Annotated in this window: 18 protein-coding genes; 14 read left to right on the top strand and 4 right to left on the bottom strand. The window is 49.1% G+C overall.

The features are described from left to right. Window positions 1-80 precede the first annotated feature (80 nt). From GIW82_RS05350 to GIW82_RS05320, 7 genes are all read left to right on the top strand, one after another. Window positions 81-725 (top strand): TVP38/TMEM64 family protein, encoded by a 645-nt coding sequence (locus GIW82_RS05350; RefSeq protein ID WP_195913945.1) that lies wholly within the window; start codon window positions 81-83, stop codon window positions 723-725. A gap of 58 nt (window positions 726-783) precedes the next feature. Further along, on the top strand, window positions 784-4,248 hold the full coding sequence (gene addB / locus GIW82_RS05345) for a helicase-exonuclease AddAB subunit AddB (protein ID WP_154748847.1): 3,465 nt from the start codon (window positions 784-786) through the stop codon (window positions 4,246-4,248). After that, complete coding sequence (addA, locus tag GIW82_RS05340; protein WP_154748846.1) at window positions 4,235-7,852, top strand: helicase-exonuclease AddAB subunit AddA; 3,618 nt, start codon at window positions 4,235-4,237, stop codon at window positions 7,850-7,852. Before addB ends, addA begins: the two co-directional genes overlap by 14 nt. Before the next feature lie 4 nt (window positions 7,853-7,856). After that, window positions 7,857-9,026 carry a DUF418 domain-containing protein gene (locus GIW82_RS05335; protein WP_230309167.1) on the top strand — a complete coding sequence of 390 codons (1,170 nt, stop codon included), beginning with the start codon at window positions 7,857-7,859 and terminating at the stop codon, window positions 9,024-9,026. Between the two features lie 115 nt (window positions 9,027-9,141). After that, entirely contained in the window at window positions 9,142-10,041 is a 900-nt protein-coding gene (locus GIW82_RS05330) for a fumarylacetoacetate hydrolase family protein (RefSeq protein WP_154748845.1), read from the top strand. Between the two features lie 67 nt (window positions 10,042-10,108). After that, a complete protein-coding gene (locus tag GIW82_RS05325; RefSeq protein WP_154748844.1) occupies window positions 10,109-10,483 on the top strand; it encodes a YisL family protein in 375 nt (124 codons plus the stop codon). A 181-nt stretch (window positions 10,484-10,664) separates the two neighbouring features. Further along, a complete protein-coding gene (locus GIW82_RS05320) occupies window positions 10,665-12,122 on the top strand; it encodes an alpha-amylase family glycosyl hydrolase (protein WP_370456012.1) in 1,458 nt (485 codons plus the stop codon). 71 nt (window positions 12,123-12,193) lie between these two features. On the opposite strand, the gene GIW82_RS05315 is transcribed toward GIW82_RS05320, so the two are convergent. Next, window positions 12,194-13,045, bottom strand: a complete 852-nt coding sequence (locus tag GIW82_RS05315) for a DegV family protein (RefSeq protein ID WP_154748842.1) — start codon at window positions 13,043-13,045, stop codon at window positions 12,194-12,196. A 25-nt stretch (window positions 13,046-13,070) separates the two neighbouring features. Beyond that, window positions 13,071-13,889, bottom strand: a complete 819-nt coding sequence (locus tag GIW82_RS05310) for a Cof-type HAD-IIB family hydrolase (protein ID WP_154748841.1) — start codon at window positions 13,887-13,889, stop codon at window positions 13,071-13,073. 86 nt (window positions 13,890-13,975) lie between these two features. Here GIW82_RS05310 and GIW82_RS05305 point away from each other — a divergent pair, with 86 nt between their 5' ends. Then, window positions 13,976-14,794, top strand: coding sequence for a prolyl oligopeptidase family serine peptidase (locus tag GIW82_RS05305; RefSeq protein ID WP_370456011.1), 819 nt, complete (start codon window positions 13,976-13,978; stop codon window positions 14,792-14,794). 67 nt (window positions 14,795-14,861) lie between these two features. Then, the gene (locus GIW82_RS05300) at window positions 14,862-15,170 is read left to right on the top strand and encodes a metal-sulfur cluster assembly factor (protein ID WP_154748840.1); all 309 of its coding nucleotides are present in this window, start codon (window positions 14,862-14,864) and stop codon (window positions 15,168-15,170) included. Between the two features lie 122 nt (window positions 15,171-15,292). Here the strand turns inward: GIW82_RS05300 and GIW82_RS05295 are convergent, their stop codons facing one another. Continuing rightward, window positions 15,293-15,979, bottom strand: a complete 687-nt coding sequence (locus tag GIW82_RS05295; RefSeq protein WP_154748839.1) for a Crp/Fnr family transcriptional regulator — start codon at window positions 15,977-15,979, stop codon at window positions 15,293-15,295. Window positions 15,980-16,216: 237 nt separating this feature from the next. On the opposite strand from GIW82_RS05295, the gene GIW82_RS05290 reads away from it, so the two are divergent. Continuing rightward, window positions 16,217-18,346: an ATP-dependent Clp protease ATP-binding subunit gene (locus tag GIW82_RS05290; RefSeq protein ID WP_154748838.1), complete on the top strand. Its 2,130-nt coding sequence runs from the start codon at window positions 16,217-16,219 to the stop codon at window positions 18,344-18,346. A gap of 80 nt (window positions 18,347-18,426) precedes the next feature. On the opposite strand, the gene GIW82_RS05285 is transcribed toward GIW82_RS05290, so the two are convergent. Continuing rightward, window positions 18,427-18,612, bottom strand: a complete 186-nt coding sequence (locus GIW82_RS05285; protein ID WP_154748837.1) for a YjzD family protein — start codon at window positions 18,610-18,612, stop codon at window positions 18,427-18,429. 183 nt (window positions 18,613-18,795) lie between these two features. Here GIW82_RS05285 and GIW82_RS05280 point away from each other — a divergent pair, with 183 nt between their 5' ends. The 4 genes from GIW82_RS05280 to GIW82_RS05265 all read left to right on the top strand — a co-directional run bounded on the left by GIW82_RS05280 (window position 18,796) and on the right by GIW82_RS05265 (window position 23,322). Next, window positions 18,796-19,728, top strand: a complete 933-nt coding sequence (locus tag GIW82_RS05280; protein WP_154748836.1) for a beta-ketoacyl-ACP synthase III — start codon at window positions 18,796-18,798, stop codon at window positions 19,726-19,728. A 29-nt stretch (window positions 19,729-19,757) separates the two neighbouring features. Next, a complete protein-coding gene (fabF, locus tag GIW82_RS05275; protein WP_154748835.1) occupies window positions 19,758-20,999 on the top strand; it encodes a beta-ketoacyl-ACP synthase II in 1,242 nt (413 codons plus the stop codon). Window positions 21,000-21,268: 269 nt separating this feature from the next. After that, window positions 21,269-22,315: an ABC transporter ATP-binding protein gene (locus tag GIW82_RS05270; RefSeq protein WP_154748834.1), complete on the top strand. Its 1,047-nt coding sequence runs from the start codon at window positions 21,269-21,271 to the stop codon at window positions 22,313-22,315. Continuing rightward, a complete protein-coding gene (locus GIW82_RS05265) occupies window positions 22,312-23,322 on the top strand; it encodes an ABC transporter ATP-binding protein (protein ID WP_154748833.1) in 1,011 nt (336 codons plus the stop codon). The genes GIW82_RS05270 and GIW82_RS05265 overlap by 4 nt, the downstream gene beginning before the upstream one ends. Window positions 23,323-23,341 lie beyond the last annotated feature (19 nt).

Here is a 23,341-nt window from a genome sequence, read left to right as displayed (position 1 = left end):
AAAGATAGAAACTGATTTTTCGGACACCCACTCAAGGGGAGTGGGATTGAAGTACCGGATTTAATGAAGGATGGCGTCTAATGGGAAACTTCTTTACGATGGATAACATAATAGAGTTAACTCAGTCCTACCGGGCATTCGGTCCGTTGATCGGTTTTCTACTGCCGTTCATCGAAGCGTTCCTGCCATTTCTCCCGCTTTTTGTCTTCGTGTTCGCAAATGCGACAGCTTACGGCCTATGGCTCGGTTTTTTGCTGTCGTGGGGCGGAGCGGTTGCAGGAGGATATGTCGTCTTCCTGATTGTCCGGAAATACGGACGCGCGCGTTTCATGAATTTCATGACGAAGCATGAGAAAGTTGAGAAGTTGATTCTTTGGGTGGAACGGAATGGCTTCGGGCCACTGTTTCTGCTGCTTTGTTTTCCGTTCACACCGTCAGCGCTTGTCAACGTTGTCGCAGGACTATCGAACATCAGCCGTCATTATTATTTAATGACATTGATGGCCGGGAAGTTCGTCATGATCTTCATGATTTCGTATGTTGGCTATGACATCCGCGCGTTGTTCACGCAGCCGGTCCGTACAGCAATTGTCATTGTCGTGATCATCTTATTGTATGTGATTGGAAAGGTCCTGGAAAAACGGTTGCAGAAGAAAGTGGATACGGACTTTCTGGAAATTAAAAAAGAGCGTGAAGAAAAGCGGCGGGAGCAAAGGAATCAATAGCGTCCGGCCGTGTTTCTTGTTATAATGAGAACAAATGTTCCGTTGAAGGGGTGAAGAAATGTCCTTATGTATTATTCATGGACGTGCAGGTTCTGGTAAGACAGATTATATCCTTCAAGAGATCGTGGATTCGCTACATCACCGAGCAGATGGAGACCCGATCGTTTTTGTCGTTCCGGACCAGATGTCGTTTTCGACGGAGTACAGACTTTCCACCGCAGACGGCATGAAAGGGACGATTCGCGCGCAGGCTGTGACGTTCAAACGGTTGGCCTGGCGCGTACTTCAGGAAGTCGGCGGCATCAGCAGGAGGGAAGTGGATTCATTCGGTTACCGGATGTTGATCCGCAGCTTGCTGGAAGAACATAAGGAAGAGTTCCGCTTGTTCCGCCGTGCGGCTGGCAAGAAAGGCTTCACAGACCAAGTGGAACAATTGATCAAGGAATTTTCGCGTTATTGTGTGGATTGCGGGGAAATGACTTCGATCCGTACGGCGCTTGAGGAAGCGGGAGCACCGCGGACATTGCTCGACAAAGCGATGGATCTGGAGAAGATTTTAACGGAGATCGAGAATCGTCTCGGTACCGTTTTCGTCGATTCGGAAGGGCACTTGGCGATGCTGAGCGAGAAGATCCGGTATTCCGAGACGCTGCAGCAGGCAGATATTTATATCGACGGGTTCGTCTCATTCACTACGCGTGAATACGAAATCATCTTCGAACTGATGAAGACGGCGAAGTCTGTGACGATTGCGCTCCCTTATGACGAACGAAGTGATCCGTTCGATGAGCAATCATTGTTTTATCAGCCAGCCAATACAGCATTCAGATTGCAGGAGCAGGCTGCAAAAGACGGCGTGACGATCGAACCGGCAGTCCATCTGGAACAGGCACACCGCTTCTGTAACAAGGAGCTTACACACTTGGAGGCGGAATTCGACCGGTATCCGTTACAGCAAGTGAAGTCAGATGGACACGTGACGCTAGTCGAAGCAGCAGGGCGGCGAGCGGAAGTCCATGCAGTCGCACGGAAAATCCGGAAGCAAGTGGAAGACGGTATGCGTTTCCGTGAAATCGCGATTTTGTACCGTCAGCCGGATGTCTATGACGCGCTGTTGAATACGATTTTCCCGCAATACGATCTGCCGTATTTCATCAGCCAGAAAAAAACGATGCTCCACCATCCACTCATCGAATTCAGTCGCTCCATTATGGAGGCGATGATCAATAAATTCAGTTATGAACCGATTTTTCGCGCGGTCAAGACGGACTTGTTCTTTCCGGAAGGGGACGTCAACAAATGGCGGGAGCGAAGCGATCTGCTCGAAAACTTCGTTATAGCAAATGGAATTTACGGCGAGCGTTGGTTTGAAGAGAAACGTTGGTTTTATAAAAAATACCGCGGACTCGAATTCCATACAGGCATCCAGACGGATGAAGAATTAGCAGCGCAAATGGAATTGCACGCAGTGCGCGACCTGATCAGGGGACCGCTCCAGCAATTGAAGGAAGTGCTCAGCAACTGCGTCACAGGGAAAGACATCGCGACTGCCTTGTTCCACTTCATGGAGGAGCTGAACGTCTACGGCAAGATCGAACGCTTGAAGTTCCGTGAAGAACAAGAGCACCGACTTCTAGCAGCGAGTGAGCATGAACAGGCTTGGAATCAGTGGATTCAAGTGCTCGACCAATTTGTCCTGATGTTTGGGGATCAGAAGATGACACTGACGAAAGCGGCAAAAATCCTCGATGAAGGATTCGAGACGTTGGAGTTCTCACGCATTCCACCGTCTATCGACCAAATTACCGTTTCGACGATCGACTTGTCGCGGCTGATGGATATGAAATCCGTATTCGTCATCGGCGTCAATGATGGAGTCTTGCCGAAACGCGTGGAGCAGGAAGGGCTACTAACAGACAGTGACCGCGAATGGTTCAACCAGATTGGCTTCGAGCTGGCACCGACGACCCGTATGCGTCTCATGGACGAGACATATATGGCGTACCGTGCCTTCACGACGGCTTCCGATGAACTGACCATTTCGTACCCGATCGCGGATGAGGAAGGGAAAGCACTGCTTCCGTCATTTTATATCGGAAAAATTGCGGAGATGCTGCAGCTGGAGACGGTTCCTGCGGTGAATGATCCGGAGGAATTGCCGAGTGCGGACCAACTGGAGTATATCTCACATCCACGTGCGACGCTGCCTTTCTTGGCGGCTCAATTACAGACGGGTACGTTGACACCGGAATGGCGGGCAGTGCTGTCCTATTACCGGAAAGACCCGTTATGGGAATCGATCCTTCACCGCATCCTCGAGCCGGTCAAACCGAATGTCTCGGAGAAGCTGCGCGAGGAATTAACGGAACCACTTTACGGCAAACCGATCTCTTCGAGTGTCTCGCGTGTCGAGACGTTCTTCGGCTGCCCGTATGCGCATTATGTCACATACGGCCTTCGTCTGGAAGAGCGTGCACAATACCGCTTGGCAGCACCGGCGATCGGCGACTTGTTCCATGCCGCAATCAAATGGATTTCCGACGAAGTGAGCAGGCTTGGTGTGTCTTGGTCTTCATTGTCACAGAAGCAGTGCCATGAACTGGCGCGAGGGGCGATGGAAGCATTAGCGCCTTATTTCGTGAATCACATTTTGATCAGCTCATATCGATACCGTTACATCCAGCATAAACTAGAGAGCATTGTGCGCCAGACGGCATACATGCTCGGCCGTCACGCGAAGATGACCGGATTCGTGCCGGTCGCACTGGAAGTCGGCTTCGGGACGAAAGAGGCGATCCCGCCACTTCAGTTGCCATTGAAAGGCGGCCGTCAGATGAATGTCCGCGGACGGATCGACCGGATCGACGCGACGGAAATCAGCGGCAAGCCATACATCCGTGTCGTCGACTACAAGTCCTCGAAGACAGAGCTGGATCTGAGCGATGTGTATTACGGCCTGTCGTTGCAGACGTTCACTTACTTGGATGTAGCATTGACGCACTCCGAGAAATGGCTGGGCGAACAAGCGGAACCTGCAGGCGTCCTGTATTTCCATATGCACAATCCGATGTTGAAGACGGACAAATTGATGACGAAAGAAGAGCTGGAAGAAGCCTTCGTCAAGTCGTATAAGATGGGTGGCTTGGTCGTCGAAGATCCGGACATCGTCCTCGAAATGGATGAAGGAATTAAAGGCTTTTCATCGATTATCCCGGTCCGGATGAACAAAGATGGCAGCATTTCCAAAGCACAGTCAAAAACAGTGGCGAAAGATGATATGGAACTGATCCGGCGTTACGTTCGGAAGCAGCACCAACGGGCAGGGAACGGCATTTATGACGGAGAGACAGGAATCACACCATACAAAGTGAAAGATAAAGCACCTTGCCAATTCTGCCACTACCGTTCAATTTGTCAGTTCGACCCGGACGATCCGGAGCAGACGTACCGGAAATTGCCGATTCTTTCACCCGACAAAGCGCTTGAGAAAATCAAGGAGGAGACGTTAAATGATACCGAATAAAAGTCTGGAATCGACATGGACAGATGAACAATGGCGCGCGATCTGGGCCAAAGACCGTGATCTGCTCGTCTCCGCAGCAGCTGGCTCGGGCAAGACGGCAGTCCTCATCAACCGTATGATTGAAAAAGTGCTGGATGAAGAGAATCCGGTGTCAGTGGATGAACTGCTTGTCGTGACATTTACGAACGCTTCCGCTGCAGAAATGCGGCACCGGATGGCGTCAGCGCTGGAAGAAGCAGTTGCTAATAATCCGGAATCGCTCCATCTCCGGAAACAAATGCGATTGATCAACAAAGCACAAATTTCGACGTTGCACTCGTTTTGCTTGAATGTCGTCAAACAGTATGCGTATTTACTGGAGATTGACCCAGGATTCCGGATCGCTAATGAAACGGAAGCGGCATTGTTCCGCGATGACGTGATGGAAATTGTTTTGGAACGTGCTTACGAAGGGGAACGGGCGCAGGCTGTCTACCGCTTGGCGGACAGTTTCACGACGGACCGGAGCGACCAGGCGATGGAAGTACTGATTTCGAACTTGTACGATTACTCGCGCGTGCATCCGGACCCGGAAACATGGCTTCTGCGCTTACCGGAATTGTACGCAGTGCCGGAAGGGGCGACGGTCGACGAATTGCCCTTCATCGGTGATTTGAAGATGGTTATTCGCCACGCGCTCGAGCAAGCGTTGCAAATGACGGAAGAAGGCCGTCAATTGGCGTTGCAGCCGGACGGTCCCGATGCGCTCGGAGAGACGTTCTATCTGGATGCGAGCGTTATTTCATCCGCCCTCGGTGCGCTCGAGCATTCGTGGGAAGAGCTGTATACATTCAGCAAGGGCTTCACATGGGCAAAAGCAGCTTCAATCAAGAAGGATTCATGCGACCCGGCACTGGCAGACGAGGCAAAAAGCATCCGTAACGATGTGAAGAAAATCGTTAATGCAGTGTTCTTGAGCTATTTTGAACGGAGTCCTGCACGACTTCTCGATGAAATGCGTGAAATGGCGCCGCTAATGAAGACACTTGCTGAACTGACGCAGCAATTCGCAGAAGCATACGAAGCGTTAAAAGTGGAGCGGGCGGTTGTCGACTTCTCCGACTTGGAGCATTATGCGCTGCGGATCTTGCGCGTCGATGGTGAGCCGAGTGCAATCGCACAAGAGTACCGGCAACGCTTCAAGGAAGTGCTCGTCGATGAATACCAAGACGTCAACCGCCTGCAAGAGACGATTCTACAGCTCGTCAAATCTGGCGGCGAAGCGGATGGCAACTTGTTCATGGTCGGAGATGTGAAGCAATCCATTTACCGTTTTCGTCTTGCTGAACCAATGCTGTTCCTCGGGAAATACAACCGTTTCACGACGGAGTTTGCCGACAATGGTTTGAAAATCGATTTGAACGCCAACTTCCGGAGCCGTGAACAAGTGTTAGAAGGAACGAACTTTATCTTCTCGCAAATCATGGGGATACGTGTCGGGGAAATCGACTACGACGATGCAGTTGCATTGAAACCGAAAGCACCGTATCCGAAAGCGGATATGCCGGTCGAACTGGCGCTGATCCATGAGCCGGAAGAAGCGGATGTGATAGATCAGGAAGAACTTGAGAAGTCCAAGTGGGAAGCGCGCTACATCGCGAGAAAAATCCGCAAGCTGATGGACGACGGGGAAAAAGTGACGGACCCGTGGAGTGGTGAAGTCCGTCCAATCGCTTACAGCGATATTGTGGTCTTGCTGCGTTCGATGACATGGTCCGGTGATTTTGTAGACGAATTCGAAGCGGCTGGCATCCCACTTTATGCAGAGCTGAGAGGCGGCTATTTCGATGCGCTGGAAGTGATGATCATGATGAACACGCTTCGCGTCATCGATAACCCATATCAAGACATCCCGCTTGTCTCGGTTCTTCGTTCACCGTTTGTCGGGCTCGGGGAAAATGAGTTGGCAGAGATCCGTCTTGCTGCACCGCAAGCTTCATTTTACGAAGCGGTTAAATCGTTCATCCGCGGAGGCGGGGAAGTGAATGCGCAAGCTGCCGAAAAGCTGCGTCGTTTCCTGCTGCAGCTGGAGGATTGGCGCAATATGGCGAGACGCGGTTCATTATCGGAGCTCGTGTGGCAAGTATATTTGGATACGAATTATTACGAAATGGCTGGTGCGATGTCAGGCGGCAAGCAGCGCCAGGCAAACCTTCGCGCCTTACATGACCGTGCACTCGAGTACGAGAAAACGTCGTTCCGGGGATTGTTCCGCTTCTTGCGGTTCGTTGACCGGATGCGCGATAGAGGAGACGACCTTGGCACTGCGAAGTCGTTGACGGAAAAAGAAGATGTGGTGCGTCTCATGACTGTCCACAAATCGAAGGGACTTGAATTCCCGGTCGTCTTTTTCGCAGGTGCTGGGCGACAGTTCAACGAAATGGATTTCCGGAAGTCGTATTTATTCGATCAGGATTATGGTTTGGCAGTTAAGGCAGTCAATCCGGAAACACGCGTCGAGTATACGTCATTGCCGTTTCTTGCGGTGCGCGAAACACAGTTGCTGCAAATGAAGGCGGAAGAGATGCGTGTTCTGTATGTGGCGATGACGCGGGCGAAGGAACGTCTTTATTTGACCGCGTCCGTGAAGGACATTGAAAAGCTGCCGGAACGATGGAAGACAGCTAGCCGGGAAGACCGCTTGCCGGACTTCATGCGTTCCCGTGCAAAAGGATATTTGGACTGGATCGGTCCGGCACTTATGCGTCATGCGGATATTGCACCCGAGTTCGGTGGCAGTGGCTATACAATTGACCATCCGTCACAGTTCAAGCTTGAAATCGTTGAACGGAACGACTTGAAGCCGGTACCTCTCGTATTGGAAGAAGAGCAGGACGTGGCGGACGAAGTGGTATCGATGGAAGCGGAAGTGAAGAGCCGGTTTGATTTCAAGTATCCATTTACCCGCTCAGTTGATAAACGTTCGAAGCAATCGGTCAGTGAGCTGAAGCGACTGCAGATGCTGCAACGGCAAGATGAGCCGGAATCGTTCATCCGGAATGCGACCGATGACACGCGGACCATCATGAACCGGCCGGAATTCCTGCAGGAGAAGCGATTGACTGCTGCGGATATCGGGACCGCGGTCCATGCCATTATGCAGCATATCCCGCTAGACCGAAAGATGGATTTGACAGAAGTGCGTACGTTCATCGATTCACTCGTCGGAATGGAAATCTTGTCGGAAGCAGAAGCACGTGCAGTGCGGCCGGAAGGCATCGTCCGTTTTTATGACAGTGAGATGGCTGAGCGTTTACACGCTGCAAAAGCAATCAAACGAGAAGTGCCGTTCACGTATACGAAAGAAGATGAAGACGGAGATCATCAGATTATCCAAGGAATCATCGACTGCTTGTTTGAAGAAGAGGACGGCTGGGTTTTACTTGATTATAAGACGGACAGCATCCGTCATCTCCCTGAACCAGCGCGTGAAATGACAGCGCGTTATGGCGTGCAGCTTTCTGTATACGGAGAAGCGGTCGAAGCGATTCTTCGTGTGCCAATCAAGGAACGCGTCCTTTATTTATTCAACACACATCAACAATTGACAATCGAGGGGAGTTAATTCATTGCAGCCGACACCATTGACGGAACGGATTTATGCAATTGATTTGATGAGGGGGTTCTCGCTTTTGGGAATCCTGCTCGTCAATATGCTTTCGTTCCACACACCATTTTCATATATCGACCCGTACAGCTGGTTCAGCGATGCAGGGGACCGGGAAGTGTTCTGGTTCATCGACGTCTTCGTCCAGGCGAGCTTTTACCCGCTGTTTGCCATGCTCTTCGGTTACGGGCTGGCGATGCAATTCAATAAGAGTAAAGCGAAGCTCGAGCCTTTCATGCCACTCGCTGCACGCAGATTGTTCGTATTGCTGGGCTTTGGGATTATCCATGCGTTCTTGATCTGGTACGGGGATATCCTTATTACATATGCCATCATGGGTTTCTTGTTGCTCGGGCTGATCCGGCTGCATCCAGGTTGGCTACTCGGGATCGGTGTGCTTCTGTACACGTTGCCACACACGCTTTTTCTTGGATTGATGTTCCTTGCAGTTGCTGTTGATCCAAACTTCTATACCGGCATCCAGGAAGTGTCTTCATCGATCGAAGCGTATGCCACAGGTTCTTTTGCAGAAGTGTTCGCACAGCGCCTGAACGACTGGACGTATGCGAATAACTTCGGCACATTCTTTGTTCTTGTCTTCACGATCTTGCCATTCTTATTGGTGGGAGCGGCTGCTGCAAAATGGCGCCTGATCGAACGTGTGCAGGAATTGAAGAGAATATGGATTGTCCTTGCTATCGTCCCGTTCCTCATTGGCTTCGTCTTGAAGCTCGTGCCGTTCGTGACATCGGCGAACTACGCGTCGATCTACGTGCAGGACATGTTCGGTGGACCGTTACTTGCGATAAGTTACGCAGCAATTATTGCCTTGATCGCCCAGACAGCCATGGCTAAGAAGGTGCTATCACCTGTCGCCAAAGCCGGCCGGATGTCGATGACGACTTACTTGACGCAGTCGGTCATTGCCACATTGATTTTCTATTCTTACGGACTTGGCCTGTACGGACAAGTCGATATTTTGACAGGCACAATCATTGCGCTCGGTATTTTTGCCGTGCAATTGATCTTCTCTGAATTCTGGCTCCAAAAGTTCCGTCAAGGCCCGGTCGAGATGCTCTGGCGCAAATTGACGTACGGGAAGAATGGAAAAACGAGCGGGAAGCGTGTGTAAGAAATCCGGCGAGGAATTTCTTCTGCGCAAACATTGCATTATTTCGAAAAAAATGACTATTAAGAAGCTGCACTGTGTATAATGGATGGAACTACAAAAAAGGAGTGTTTGACGAATGAAGCTGTTGTCTTTTCGATATCAAGAAAGAACAAGTTTTGGCCCAAAAGTGAAGAAAGAAGAAGCTGTATGGGATATGGCAGCAATTCAGGAAGAGTTTGCGTTATTTGAACAATTTCCTGCCATTTTGACGGATGGTGTTGCTTTTGGAATGGAGTTCGTAGAGCAAGTGCGCCAGCTGGCCCAAACGGCTGCGGATTCTGAAACCCCAGAGAAATTCAAACGTTCTTTCTCGGACATCGAATGGTTGGCACCGATCTCCCGGACTCCGAAAAACGTCATCTGTGTAGGCAAGAACTACGCAGACCATGCGAAGGAAATGGGCGCGGAAGCACCGGTCGATTTGGTCGTCTTCACAAAAGCACCGAACACGATCGTAGCGGACGAAGCACATGTATCGGTCCACGCCGACCTGACAGATTCCTATGATTACGAAGGAGAGCTTGCAGTTGTCATCGGCAAAGGCGGCAAGTCCATTCCGAAACAACTTGCGTATGACCACGTATTCGGTTATACGATCGCGAACGATTTGACTGCACGTGATGCACAAGCGAAGCACCAGCAGTTTTTCTTAGGAAAGAGCTTCTCGGAATCCTGTCCACTTGGTCCATACCTTGTGACGAAAGACGAGATTCCCCAGTCACAGGACTTGTCCATCGTCACGAAAGTCAACGAAGAAGTGAGACAGAACGGCAACACGAAACAAATGCTCCGCCGCGTCGATGAGCTGATCGCTGAGATTTCGAAGTACGTTGAATTGGAGCCGGGCGATGTCATTTTGACAGGCACTCCTGCAGGCGTCGGGAAAGGGTTCAACCCGCCGAAGTTCTTAAAAGCAGGCGATACGGTGAAAGTTTCCATCGAATCGATCGGCACGCTCGTCACACATTTTTCATAACCTGAAAAGCTATTTGCCAGCCGAATTATGATACACTTGTGTGGATACTAATAGACGAGGTGAGATTTTGGACTTTCTAACAGATGCAACACATCTCCACATTACGACGTGGGTCGTAGCACTAGCTCTTTTCTTTGCTGCAGTAGTCATGGGAACTGAAAGCAAAGGCCGAAAAATAGTTCACATGGTCTTGCGCTTGTTCTACATCTTGATCATCATCACAGGTCTTGCACTCTTCATCGCATGGTCTTCTGCTGATGCAATGCAGTACGGCATCAAGTTCCTATTCGGAGTCCTGACGATCGGGATGATGGAAATGGTGCTTGTGCGCAGTAAGAAACAGAAGCCAACGACAATGTTCTGGGTACTATTTGCATTGTTCTTGCTCGCGACATTGTTCTTCGGATTCAAACTTCCACTTGGCTTTGATTTCTTAGCTTAAGGGAAGCGGGAGGCAGGTGCATTCATGCGCCTGCTTTTTTTTGAGGGAAATCCGTCACAGTTTGGACGAAAGTCATCCGAAACATCATAAATTCCTCGTTCTGTCATAGCAGCCCGAAAGGCAGTTTGATAAAATAGTGCAAGTGGAATGATATTGGACCTCATCGAAGGAGGAAATGGCAGTGCAAAGAAAATTCTTGGCCGGTTTGCTGACGGCTATTCTTATGATCAGTTCGCTTCCGACTGCGGCATCTGCAGAACCGGCGCAGGAACTGAAGGACGAAAGCATTTATGACCTTCTCGTCGATCGCTTCTTCAATAAACAATCGGACAATGATTTCGAAGCGAATTCACGGGATATCAACGGATTCTCGGGAGGGGACTTCGGCGGAATCACAAACAACCTGAATCATATACAAGAACTCGGATTCACGATGATCTCGATCGGTCCGGTGTTCGCGACAGCGACATATGATGGCAAGCAAGTGCTTGATTACAGCCAGCTTGACCGCCACTTCGGAACGGAAGAAGAATTCGAGGAACTGCTCGAAGCTGCGAAGAAATGGAACTTGAAAGTCATCATCGATGTGCCGACCCAGACGCTAAGTCCGGATCATACATGGATGTCGACGAATCCGGAATGGTTCATAGAAGGTGAGGACGGGACGGTCGCACTTGATACCACGAATGAAGAAGTGCAGACGGCATTGACCGATGCACTTGGGGATTTTATCATGCGATTCAAAGTGGACGGACTTCGTCTGCAAACGGCCGATCAGTTGGCCCCCGAATTCATCCGCAGCTTCTCGGCATCAATGAAAGGAATCCGCGATATTTACGTCATCGGTGACAGTGAGATGGAACCGGTCGAAGGACTTGACTTAACGGTGCAGCCTGGACTGGAAGAAGCGATGCGGAAATCACTGAAGAACTTTGACCAAGGACTCGGAGACCTTCCGGATTTGATGGAAGAGAGCGGTGACTACTTGATTCAAGTCGATTCGATTTTCGATTCTCGCTTCACAGCGGACGTTGTGGATGACCGCGGCTATCCGCCGACACGCTGGAACGTATTGATGGCACAGTTCCTGACGATGCCGGGTGTACCGGTCTTCCAATATGGATCTGAAATCGCGATGAACGGGGCGACGATTCCGGAATCCCACCAGATTATGGACTTGAGCGTGGACGAGGAGCTCAGTCAACGGATTACCGACTTGAACTCGCTACGCAATAAGTCAGCTGCACTGCGTACGGGGGATATCGAAATCCTTCACGCGGAAGATGACTGGCTCGTCTACAATCGTTTCAACGACGAAGAATCTTGGATCATTGCCGTCAACAACTCTTCTTCGACGAAGAGTTTGAACATCCCGGCTGAAGTAGTGGGGGATGACAAGGAGATGCGCGGCTTATTCGAGAATGACATCGTCCGTGTCGATGGAAACGGTGAATACCGTATCACGCTCGACCGCGAAATCGCCGAGACGTATCATGTGAAAGACTCGGAAGGGCTCAACATCGCCTACATCATGACATTGATCATCATGTACATCACGTTCGTCTTCTTCCTATGGTTCGTTTGGAAAAAAGGCAGACAGCGCAAAGCGGATGAAGCGAAAAAGAAAAGCAACGCTTAATAATAGAAGAAATGTTAAAAAGGCTATCCTAAGAAGTCGTCCGGCGACTTTCCAGGATAGCCTTTTGTGTATTATACATACGATTCGAAGAAGAATAATGCAAGCGTGCCTGGGCCAGTGTGAGAACCGATCACTGAACCAACCATGTGCACTTCAACGGACTGCGGCTTGAAGCGGCTTTCGATTTCATCCTTCAACTGGTTTGCGAAATCGAGATCGTCTGCGTGACTGATCGCGATGTGCTGCTTGTCGAGGTCATTGCCGCGTTCTTCCATCAATTCGATCATACGTTTCAATACTTTCTTACGTCCACGGAGTTTTTCGATCGGCACGAGCTTGCCATTCTCGACATTCAGAAGTGGCTTGATGTTCAAGAGTCCACCAACAAATGCGCTTCCTTTAGAGATGCGGCCGCCTTTTGCCATGTAGTCCAAGTCTTCTACAGTAAAGATGCTCTGTAGATTGTCTGCCAATTTCTCGACATTGGCGATGATCGCATCCAGCGGCTCACCAGCATCTCGCAATTCGACTGCACGTTTGACGAGCAGGCCGTAACCGAGTGAAGCGGCTTTCGAATCGAGGATGGTCAATTTCAAATCCGGATAGTCTTCCCGCACTTGATTGGCGATCATGACAGCGGTCGAGTATGTACCTGACAGCTCTGAAGAAAAGGCGACATAGAAGCCTTCTTCGCCATCCTTCGCCAATTGTTGGAATGCCTTTTGCATATCTTCAGGCGAAACTTGGGAAGTCTTCGGCTGTCCACCTGAGCGGATGGCGTCATAGATCTTGCTTGAATGGATCGTCAGGATGTCTTCATACTCCTCGTCACCAATGTGGACGCGGAGCGGGAAGAGCGCTACATTGTTGTCGTCAAAAAACTGCTTCGGTAAATCAGAAGCACTATCAGCGAATAGTCTCATCTTTTTCCCTCCAATGAATAGAATTTTATGTTGTTACTGTTAAGTTCAAACGATCGATCAAAAGTTCTGCGATTCCATCTTCATTATTCGATAAAGTGACTTCATCCGCAATGTTTTTTAATGGCGAAATCGCATTTCCCATCGCGACGCCGACACCTGCATAGTCGATCATTTCCAAATCGTTGTCTTCATCACCGAATGCGATGATGTGCTGACGGTCGATTCCGAGAGACTTGCTTACACGATCGATGCCGACTGCCTTACTCAAGCCGCTCTTGACGATCTCGATGACGTGCCATGGTGCGCCCCAACGACGGTGGTCGATCACTTCCGCATGGACGAATGACAAGTGATCATGGATGAGCGGGACTTTCTCGACAGGTGCATGGATCAAAAGGGAAGTCGGGTCATCTTTCAAGTAGTTCCGCAAGTCGCCTGTCGTGACGGCTGGCTCGCCGAATGTGAAGATATCAAGCAACTTCTCATCGTGATGGTGGATGTACACGTCATCGAGCACTTCTGCGACGATGTTGTTGAAATTGAACGAGTGCATCGATTCGACGACTTCATGCACGACGTTCAAGTCGATCGGCGTGTGGAACTGTCCCCAAGATGTATCCACCGGGTTATGGACGAATGCACCGTTGAAATTGACGATCGGAGTGTTCAATCCGAGCTGCTGGTAATAAAGGATACTGGCGCGGTACGGTCGTCCGGTCGCAATCATGACCTGGTGCCCGGACGACATCGCTTGCTGGAGTGTTTGTTTCGTTTTATCTGATATTACTTTTTGGTCTGTTAGTAATGTTCCGTCCAAGTCCAGGACGATCAAATGCTGCTTCATAAACTATCTCCTCTCCAATTATATATAGTGTATCGATAAGGAATGCATTTCGTCAAAAAAATTTGGTTTTTGTAGAAGGTCTTCGTTTGCTGGCGTCTTTAAATATTGATACGATGGGTGGGAAGGAAGTGATGAAGATGTTAGTCAAACAAGAGAAATGGGGAAGTATTCCGGTGTTGCATGCCATGCCGAACGAGGGAGAGGAAGATCCTTTACCGACGGTCATCTTTTTCCACGGATTTACGAGTGCGAAAGAGCACAATTTGCACTATGCGTACAATCTTACGCAAAAAGGGATCCGCGTGATCTTGCCTGAAGCGCATCTTCACGGAGAACGTTCGGAAGAGTTGGATGTCATCCAGATGAGCTTGCGCTTCTGGGAAATCGTCTTGACGAACATTGAAGAATTGAAATTCCTACATAGTTATATGAAGGAAAAGGAATTGGCGACTGATCGAATCGCTGTCGCAGGCACGTCGATGGGCGGCATTACGACCATGGGGGCGCTCACTGTTTATCCTTGGATCAAAACAGCAGCTGTCATGATGGGAGCACCGAACTTCGTAGGTCTTGCTTCTGCACAAATGGCGCAATTCGAAGCGCAAGGATTCGAATTGCCGATCAATGACGAAGAACGCAAGAAGATGCTTGCTACGCTCGCTTATTTCGATATGACGCAGCAAAAGGAAAAAATGGCTGGTCGCCCAGTGTTTTTCTGGCACGGACAAAAAGATCCGACCGTACCGTTCGAACCGACATATCGATTCTATCGAGAGCTGGAAGCGGATTACGCGAAAACACCGGAGCGCATCGAATTCATGAATGATAAAGATGCGGCGCATGCCGTAAGCCGTGCAGGAATGCTGACATCGGTCGATTGGCTGACGAAGCATCTTGCAGAATGAAGCATGTCCGTTTCATTCGATGCCGATATTTGTTAAACTGAAGATACTAGAGAAGGAGGGATTCTGAATGGATCAAGAAATGCGCGAGAGTATGATGGGTGCGTTGGAACAAGTAATCGACCCTGAGTTGGGAATCGACATTGTGAACCTTGGCTTGGTGTATGACGTTGATTTGTCCGAGGAAGGCGTTGCAACAGTGACGATGACATTGACATCCATGGGTTGTCCGATGGGTCCTCAAATCGTACAAATGACAAAGGAAGCTTTGGCAGACTTGCCAGAAGTGAACGAAACAGAAGTAAACATCGTTTGGCAGCCAGTTTGGAGCAAGGACCATATGTCCCGCTACGCTAAAATGGCACTAGGTGTTCGATAACTCTTTTACAATAAGTGTATCTCGATAGAAGGACTTCGGTTCCTTTACAAATGGAAAACAGGTAGAGAAAAGATTTCTTTTCTCAACCTGTTTTTTTACGTCTGAAAGAAAAGCACATTTCCTCAGTCGATGCGGCATACTTCGACAGGACACCCTTCACACTCAATCTCGTTTTTCAGAAACGCGAGATCATGGATGGTGATGTGCCCGTGATCACTCGACAAGACACCGCGCTTCTTCAAGTCGCTCATCATTCGGTTGATCACTTCGCGACTTGAGGCACAAAAGTTTGCAAGGTCCTGATCGGTCAACGGCTTCGAAAAGCGGAGATCCCCATTGGCATCAGGCTCTCCATATGAATTGGAAAGGCGGATCAATGTCGAAAATAACGCGCCTTTCTTTCCATACAACAGCAAATCACGGAACAACGTTTGGCTCCGGTGATTTTGTAGCTGTACGAACTGGAGCCACTGCATCAGCAATTTCGCATCGTCTGACAAGATCTCTTCCAGCTGCAGTCTTGTACAGCAGTACACGATACTATCATGCGTGGCCGTCGAAGTGGCTGCGTAATACGATGTCTTGCAGAACAAGGAAGTCTCACCGGTGAAACTCTCGGGCTGACAAAGACGCAATGTCATTTCCTTGCCATCCTTCGTTTCCTTACTAATGCGGATCTGTCCTTGTTTCAAGAAAAACACCTGATCCGCGCTTTCCCCTTCCTGGTAGAGCTGCATTCCTTTCTTCACATGCACCAGTGTACCATTTTCAGTAAAAATCCGTTCGAGCGTCATACCATCTGTCGACATCTGGTTCACTTCTTTCTGAATAACTTCTTAATTGCTTAGGCGCACCTAATCTTACATTTCTATTCTATTAACAAAATAAGAACGCAGTGGTCTACGCAGTCACCACCCGACCAGATCCCCTTTTCTCCGTTTATTCTAGCACAAAACACCTCCAATCCAACATCCTATTTGTTGCGGAAATTCTAATAAAATTGTATAATTTAATTAGTCAAAGAAGGTCAAAAAAGGAGTGGTCACATGGTTCAATTTCAAAATGAAGAAGAAAAAACGCCGCTTGAGCAATTCGGACGTAACTTAATTGAACAAGTCGCAGAAGGCAAAATGGACCCGGTCATCGGGCGAGATCAAGAAATCCGCAACGTTATCCGCATCCTGTCACGCAAAACAAAGAACAACCCGGTTCTAATAGGTGAGCCAGGCGTCGGAAAAACAGCCATCGTCGAAGGACTCGCTCAGCGCATCGTCCGCAACGATGTGCCGGAAGGTCTGAAGGATCGCATCATCTATGAATTGGATATGAGTTCACTGATTGCAGGAGCTAAATACCGAGGAGAATTCGAAGAACGTCTGAAAAGTGTCTTGAAGCAAGTAAAGGACAGCGATGGACAGATCATCTTGTTCATCGATGAGATCCATACCATTGTCGGAGCAGGGAAGACGGAAGGTGCGATGGATGCCGGGAATATGTTGAAGCCGATGCTAGCACGTGGTGAGCTGTTCTGTATCGGTGCAACGACACTTGATGAGTATCGCATGAACATCGAGAAAGACGCAGCGTTAGAGCGACGCTTCCAGCAAGTGCTTGTACGGGAACCATCCGTTGAAGATACAGTTTCGATTCTTCGGGGACTAAAGGAGCGTTTCGAACTGCACCACGCAGTCCGTATCCACGACCGAGCGCTTGTCGCAGCAGCAACCATGTCGGATCGTTATATCACTGAGCGGTTCCTGCCAGATAAGGCGATCGACTTGATTGACGAAGCGTGTGCGATGATCCGCACTGAAATCGATTCGATGCCGCAAGAACTGGATGAAGCGACAAGACGTTTGATGCAGTTGGAAATCGAAGAACAGGCGCTGAAGAAAGAGAAAGACCAGGCAAGCCAGATGCGCTTGGAGACATTGCGTGAAGAAATCGCTTCGATTCGTGAAGGTTCCGAAGAGATGAAGAAACGCTGGGCGGCAGAGAAAGAATCACTGCAGATCATCCAGAAAAAACGGGAACAAATGGACACACTTCGCCGCAAGCTCGAAGAAGCGGAGTCGAAATATGATTTGAATGCGGCAGCGGTATTGCGTCACGGGGAGATCCCACAGCTCGAAAAAGAGTTGGCAGCACTTGAACAAGGGTTGAAAGCGGAAGATGCAAGCAGGCTGTTGCGTGAAGAAGTGACAGAGGAAGAAATTGCAGGCATCGTTGCACGCTGGACGGGCATCCCGGTAACCAAGCTTGTCGAAGGCGAACGGGAAAAGCTATTGCGTCTGGACGACACGTTGAAAGAACGGGTCATCGGGCAGGACCGCGCAGTCGAGCTGGTGACGGAAGCGGTATGGCGTGCACGGGCTGGCATCAAAGACGAAGCGAAACCGATCGGCTCATTCATCTTCCTTGGACCGACCGGTGTCGGGAAGACGGAACTCGCTAAAGCGCTCGCAGCTAACCTGTTCGATTCGGAAGACCACTTCATCCGCATCGACATGTCCGAGTATATGGAAAAGCATAGTGTGTCACGGCTTGTCGGTGCGCCGCCAGGCTACGTCGGCTATGAAGAGGGCGGCCAACTGACGGAAGCGGTACGCCGCAATCCCTACTCAGTCGTGCTGTTGGATGAAATCGAAAAAGCACATCCGGACGTTGCGAACATCCTGCTCCAGATTTTGGACGATGGACGTATTACGGATAGCCAAGGGCGACTCATCAACTTCTCGAATACAGTCGTCATCATGACATCGAATATCGGTTCATCGTTTATCGGAGCGGATACAGGCGATCATGAGCTGGAAGATGTCGTCATGGCCGAACTGCGTAAGCATTTCAAGCCAGAACTATTGAACCGGGTCGATGACATCGTCATTTTCCATGCATTGAACGACAAGCACTTCCACGGCATTGCGAAGAAATTGCTCGGAGACTTGGCGAAACGTATGCTTGGACTGGAAATCACACTCGAGGCTGATGAGGACGTCATTTCCTATATCGTGGAAGCCGGGACGGATGCCGTATTCGGTGCGCGACCGCTCAAACGGTTCATCCAGCGTGAAATCGAAACGAAAATTGCGCGCGAGATGATCAAAGGGGAAATTCCGCCACACAGTGTGTTGCATCTGTCAATGAAGCAAGGACAGCTGCAAGTGTCGGTTGAATAACAGTTGATGAATTTTTTCATGGGAAAGCAAAAAGTACGGCCACTCCAGTGATGAATATTGGAGTGGCCGTACTTTTTTAATCAATGCTTTTCAGCAGTCGGTGCATCCGGAATCAACGCTGCGATGATGAAGATCATGACAGACACTGCCAATGAGATGTAGACACCCAACATGAAGTCAAAATCTACGTTTTGTACAGCACTTACTACATAGTTAACCATTGTGATCAAAATGAATGACCAAATAATCGTTCCGATATATTGCATGGATTTTCACCTCAACATGAATTTCTCTTTTCATCATAGCACACTGATGGGAGGACAGAAAGAACCAATGTTCAAGAAAAAAATAATATGGCAGAAATTTGTCGAAGTTGAAATATCATTTTTCATCGCTTATAATTATCACCAGGTACTAATAATTGATGGTAATTCGGAAAGAGGGATCTTATGAATGCAGGAATAATCGGTATCGGTCGATCGTTGCCGGAACAGAAACTGACGAACTTCGATCTGGAGAAGCGGATGGATACGTCTGATGAATGGATTCGCACGATGACCGGCATTCAAGAACGCCGCATCGCCAGTGACGAAGAGAATACATCCCATATGGCGAAGAAAGCTGCAGAAAAGGCGATTGCGGATGCTGGAATCGATCCGGCGGACATCGGCTTGATCTTAGTCGCGACGGTGACACCGGATCAACCGTTTCCTTCGATGGCGTGTGTCATCCAGCAGCAGATCGGTGCAGTTAACGCAGCAGCGATGGATATTTCGGCTGCATGTGCAGGGTTCATGTATGGACTCGTGACAGCGAAACAGTTCATCGAGTCGGATGTTTATAAATATATCTTAGTGGTCGGAGTAGAGAAGCTCTCGAAAATCACCAACTGGGAAGACCGCAATACGGCTGTGTTGTTCGGAGATGGAGCAGGCGCTGCAATCGTTGGGAAAGTGCAGGAAGGCCGTGGAATTCTTTCATTCGAACTTGGCGCTGACGGTACAGGAGGCAAACACCTGTATCAGGACAAGCATCTTGTGATGAACGGCCGTGAAGTATTTAAGTTCGCTGTCCGGCAAATGGGTGAATCTGCAGAGAACGTCATCCAAAAGGCTGGACTTGAAAAAGAAGACATCGATTTCCTGATTCCGCACCAAGCGAATATCCGGATCATGGAATCTTCGAGAGAACGTCTCGGGCTTCCAGTTGACAAGATGTCCAAGACGATTCATAAGTACGGCAATACATCTGCAGCGTCCATTCCGATTTCCCTTGTGGAAGACGTGGAAGAAGGCCGGATCAAAGAAGATGATGTTGTCGTGATGGTCGGCTTCGGCGGAGGGCTCACTTGGGGAGCTATCGCCATGCGTTGGGGGAAATGATGAGCTTAACAGGAAAGGATGAGGGGAAAATGGAAAAACGGCGTGTTGTAATTACAGGAATCGGGGGCGTCACGCCTCTTGGAAATACAATTGAAGAAACATGGGAGGCAATCAAAGCCGGGAAATCTGGCGTTGGTCCTTTAACACGCTTGGATTCGGATCAATATCCGGCAAAAGTAGCAGCGGAAGTGAAAGATTTCAATATCGAGGATTACATCGAGCGCAAGGAAGCGCGTAAGATGGACCGCTTCACGCATTACGCACTTGCTGCATCAATTATGGCGATGAAAGATTCAGGTCTTGTTATCGATGAAAAGAACGCGCCGCGCACTGGTGTGTGGATCGGATCCGGTATCGGTGGAATGGAAACGATCGAAAATCAGATGGATGTTCTCAATACGAGAGGCGTCCGCCGAATTTCTCCGTTCTTCGTTCCGATGATCATTCCGGACATGGCATCCGGTCAAGTATCGATCCATTTCGGAGCAAAAGGAATCAACTCATGTTCCGTGACTGCTTGTGCATCCGGCACGAACTCGATTGGTGATGCATTCAAAGTGATTCAGCGCGGTGACGCGGATGCAATGATCACTGGCGGTGCAGAAGCGCCGATCACACGTCTTGCAGTGGCTGGCTTCACAGCGAATACGGCATTGACGACGAACGACGATCCGACAACTGCATCCCGTCCATTCGACAAGAACCGTGATGGCTTCGTAATCGGTGAAGGAGCGGGCATTATCATCCTGGAGGAGTATGAGCATGCGGTTGCACGTGGTGCGAAGATCTATGCCGAAATCACAGGCTACGGCGCTACAGGCGATGCACACCACATCACGGCACCAGCTCCAGGAGGCGAAGGGGCAGCACGTGCAATGGAGCAAGCGATTCAGGACAGTGCAATCCAGCCGGATGAAATCGGGTATATTAACGCGCACGGGACTTCGACGCCATATAATGACTTATATGAAACAATGGCGGTCAAATCCGTCTTTGGAGAACATGCATATGACCTTGCCATTTCATCTACGAAATCGATGACGGGCCACTTGCTTGGTGCAGCTGGAGGTATCGAAGCGATCTTCACGGCACTTGCCTTGAAGGAAAGCGTCCTGCCTCCGACGATGAACTACGGGACGCCGGATGAAGAATGTGATCTGGACTATGTGCCAAATGAAGCAAGAGAGAAAGAGCTTACCTATGCCTTAAGCAATTCCTTAGGCTTCGGTGGGCATAACGCATCGCTCGTCTTTAAGAAATTCGAAGGTTAAAATGGTCCTAGTTAAAAAGCGTTCCACTTCATAAGTGGGACGCTTTTTTATTATTTGTCTTATTTTCTGTCAAATTTCTTGGGAAGTTTAATTAGTTCACAAAGTCATTAAACCCTTGTCATTATTGGATTTATCAGCAAACTTGTTGTTTTTTATTGGAAATAGGTTTTGTAATTTACAAAAAACATATTGCGTTTGAAATGAATCTGTAATAAACTTTACCCTAGTTAGAATAGAAAGAAAAATAGAAAAAAGCTAGAGGTGTTTGAATGTCAGCTAATAACTTCACAGCAAAGAAGGCACCCATTCTACAAGTGAAAAATCTTCAGACGGGTTTCAAGATCGATGGAGATTACTATAATGCAGTTGAAGGTGTTTCTTTTGATGTAGACCGTAAGCAGATTGTCGGGGTAGTGGGAGAGTCCGGCTGCGGGAAAAGTGTAATGTCCCTATCCATCATGCAACTTCTGCCACAAGGAATCGGAAAGATCCGTGGAGGAGAAATTACATTCGAGGGAGAAAATATTTCAGAATTCTCCGATAAGAAGATGAACCAAATTCGCGGAAAAGACATCTCGATGATCTTCCAAGAACCGATGACATCTTTGAACCCGGTCTTCACGATCGGTTACCAGATCGAAGAAGTAATCTTGAACCACGAGAAAATTTCTAAGAAAGAAGCGCGATTGCGATCGGTCGCTCTCCTGAAAAGTGTCGGAATTCCACGCGCAGAGAAAATCGTGGAAGAATACCCTCACCAACTATCAGGGGGAATGAGACAGCGTGTCATGATTGCCATGGCGATCGCATGTCAGCCGAAACTTCTGATTGCGGATGAGCCGACAACAGCATTGGATGTTACTGTCCAAGCACAGATTCTGGAACTGTTGAAGGGCATCCAGGAATCGAACGACATGGCCATCATCTTGATTACCCATGACCTTGGTGTCGTCGCTGAAATCTGTGATGAGGTCATCGTTATGTACGCAGGTAAAATCGTCGAACGTGCGAGCGTGGATGAACTGTTCAATAATCCGAAACATCCATATACAGATCTTCTTATGAAGGCGATCCCGAAAATGACGGAGGATGTCGAGAAGCTGGCGACGATTGAAGGGCTTGTTCCTTCTGTCATCAACATGCCGCAGGTCGGATGCCGTTTTGCGAACCGCTGTCCTGCAGCAATGCCGGAATGTCTCACTGTCACGCCTATGCTGAATGATGTCGCATCAAATCATCAGACAGCATGCCTCTTGTATGACTCAAGCTGGCCAGAAGGAGAAACTAGACAAAGAGAAGGGGCAACGATTCAATGACAACTAGAGATTTCGTCCAGGAAAGAATAGATAGCCTCGAAGAGCGTGAAGTTCTCCTGGATGTCCAAAACCTGAAAACATACTATCCAGTGACAGGTGGTTTCTTCAAACGAGTACTAGGCCACGTCAAAGCGGTCGATGATATTTCCTTCACGATCCGACGCGGTGAAACTTTAGGGCTCGTTGGTGAGTCAGGGTGTGGCAAGTCCACGACAGGACGTACAATCCTTAGACTAGCGAAACCGACTGATGGCAAAATCCTTTTTAACGGCAAAGACATCACGAAAGTGTCCGGCAAGAAATTGCAGCAGGCACGCCGTGACTTCCAGATGGTCTTCCAAGATCCGTATGCATCGCTTAACCCGATGCAGATGGTCGGGGACATCATCGCCGAACCGATCCTCAACTACGAGAAGCGGAACAAGAAGGAACTTGAAAAAGAGATCAAAGCATTATTGACACGGGTTGGGCTGCCTGAAGAGGCTTATTATAAATATGCACATGAATTCTCAGGAGGACAGCGCCAACGTATCGGGATTGCACGAGCCCTTGCGTTGAATCCAAAGCTCATCATCGCTGATGAGCCGGTATCGGCACTGGATGTTTCAGTCCAGTCACAAGTTTTGAACCTGCTGAAAGAGTTGCAGGAGGAGTTTGATCTGACTTATTTGTTCATCGCGCATGATTTGAGCGTCGTGAAACACATGAGTGACCGGATCGGTGTCATGTATTTGGGTAATCTCGTCGAGGTTGCTTCAAATAAAGATTTATACAGAGAGCCGCTGCATCCTTACACACAAGCGTTGATCTCCGCGATTCCCGAACCAAATACGGAAATCCGGAAAGAACGTATCGTGTTGCAAGGGGATGTGCCGAGCCCGCAGAATCCGCCGACAGGCTGCCCGTTCCATACGCGCTGCCCAATGGCAATGGAAGTTTGTTCGCAGAAGAAACCTCCATTAAAAGAAGTGCGGCCAGGTCATCACGTTGCGTGCGTTCTGTACTAAATCACAAAAAAAATTTTGG

It is taken from the genome of Planomicrobium sp. YIM 101495 (assembly GCF_009707665.1).
GTDB lineage: Bacteria > Bacillota > Bacilli > Bacillales_A > Planococcaceae > Planococcus.
Note: the sequence above shows the minus strand (reverse complement) of the source record. Positions and strands in the feature narration are given on the sequence as shown.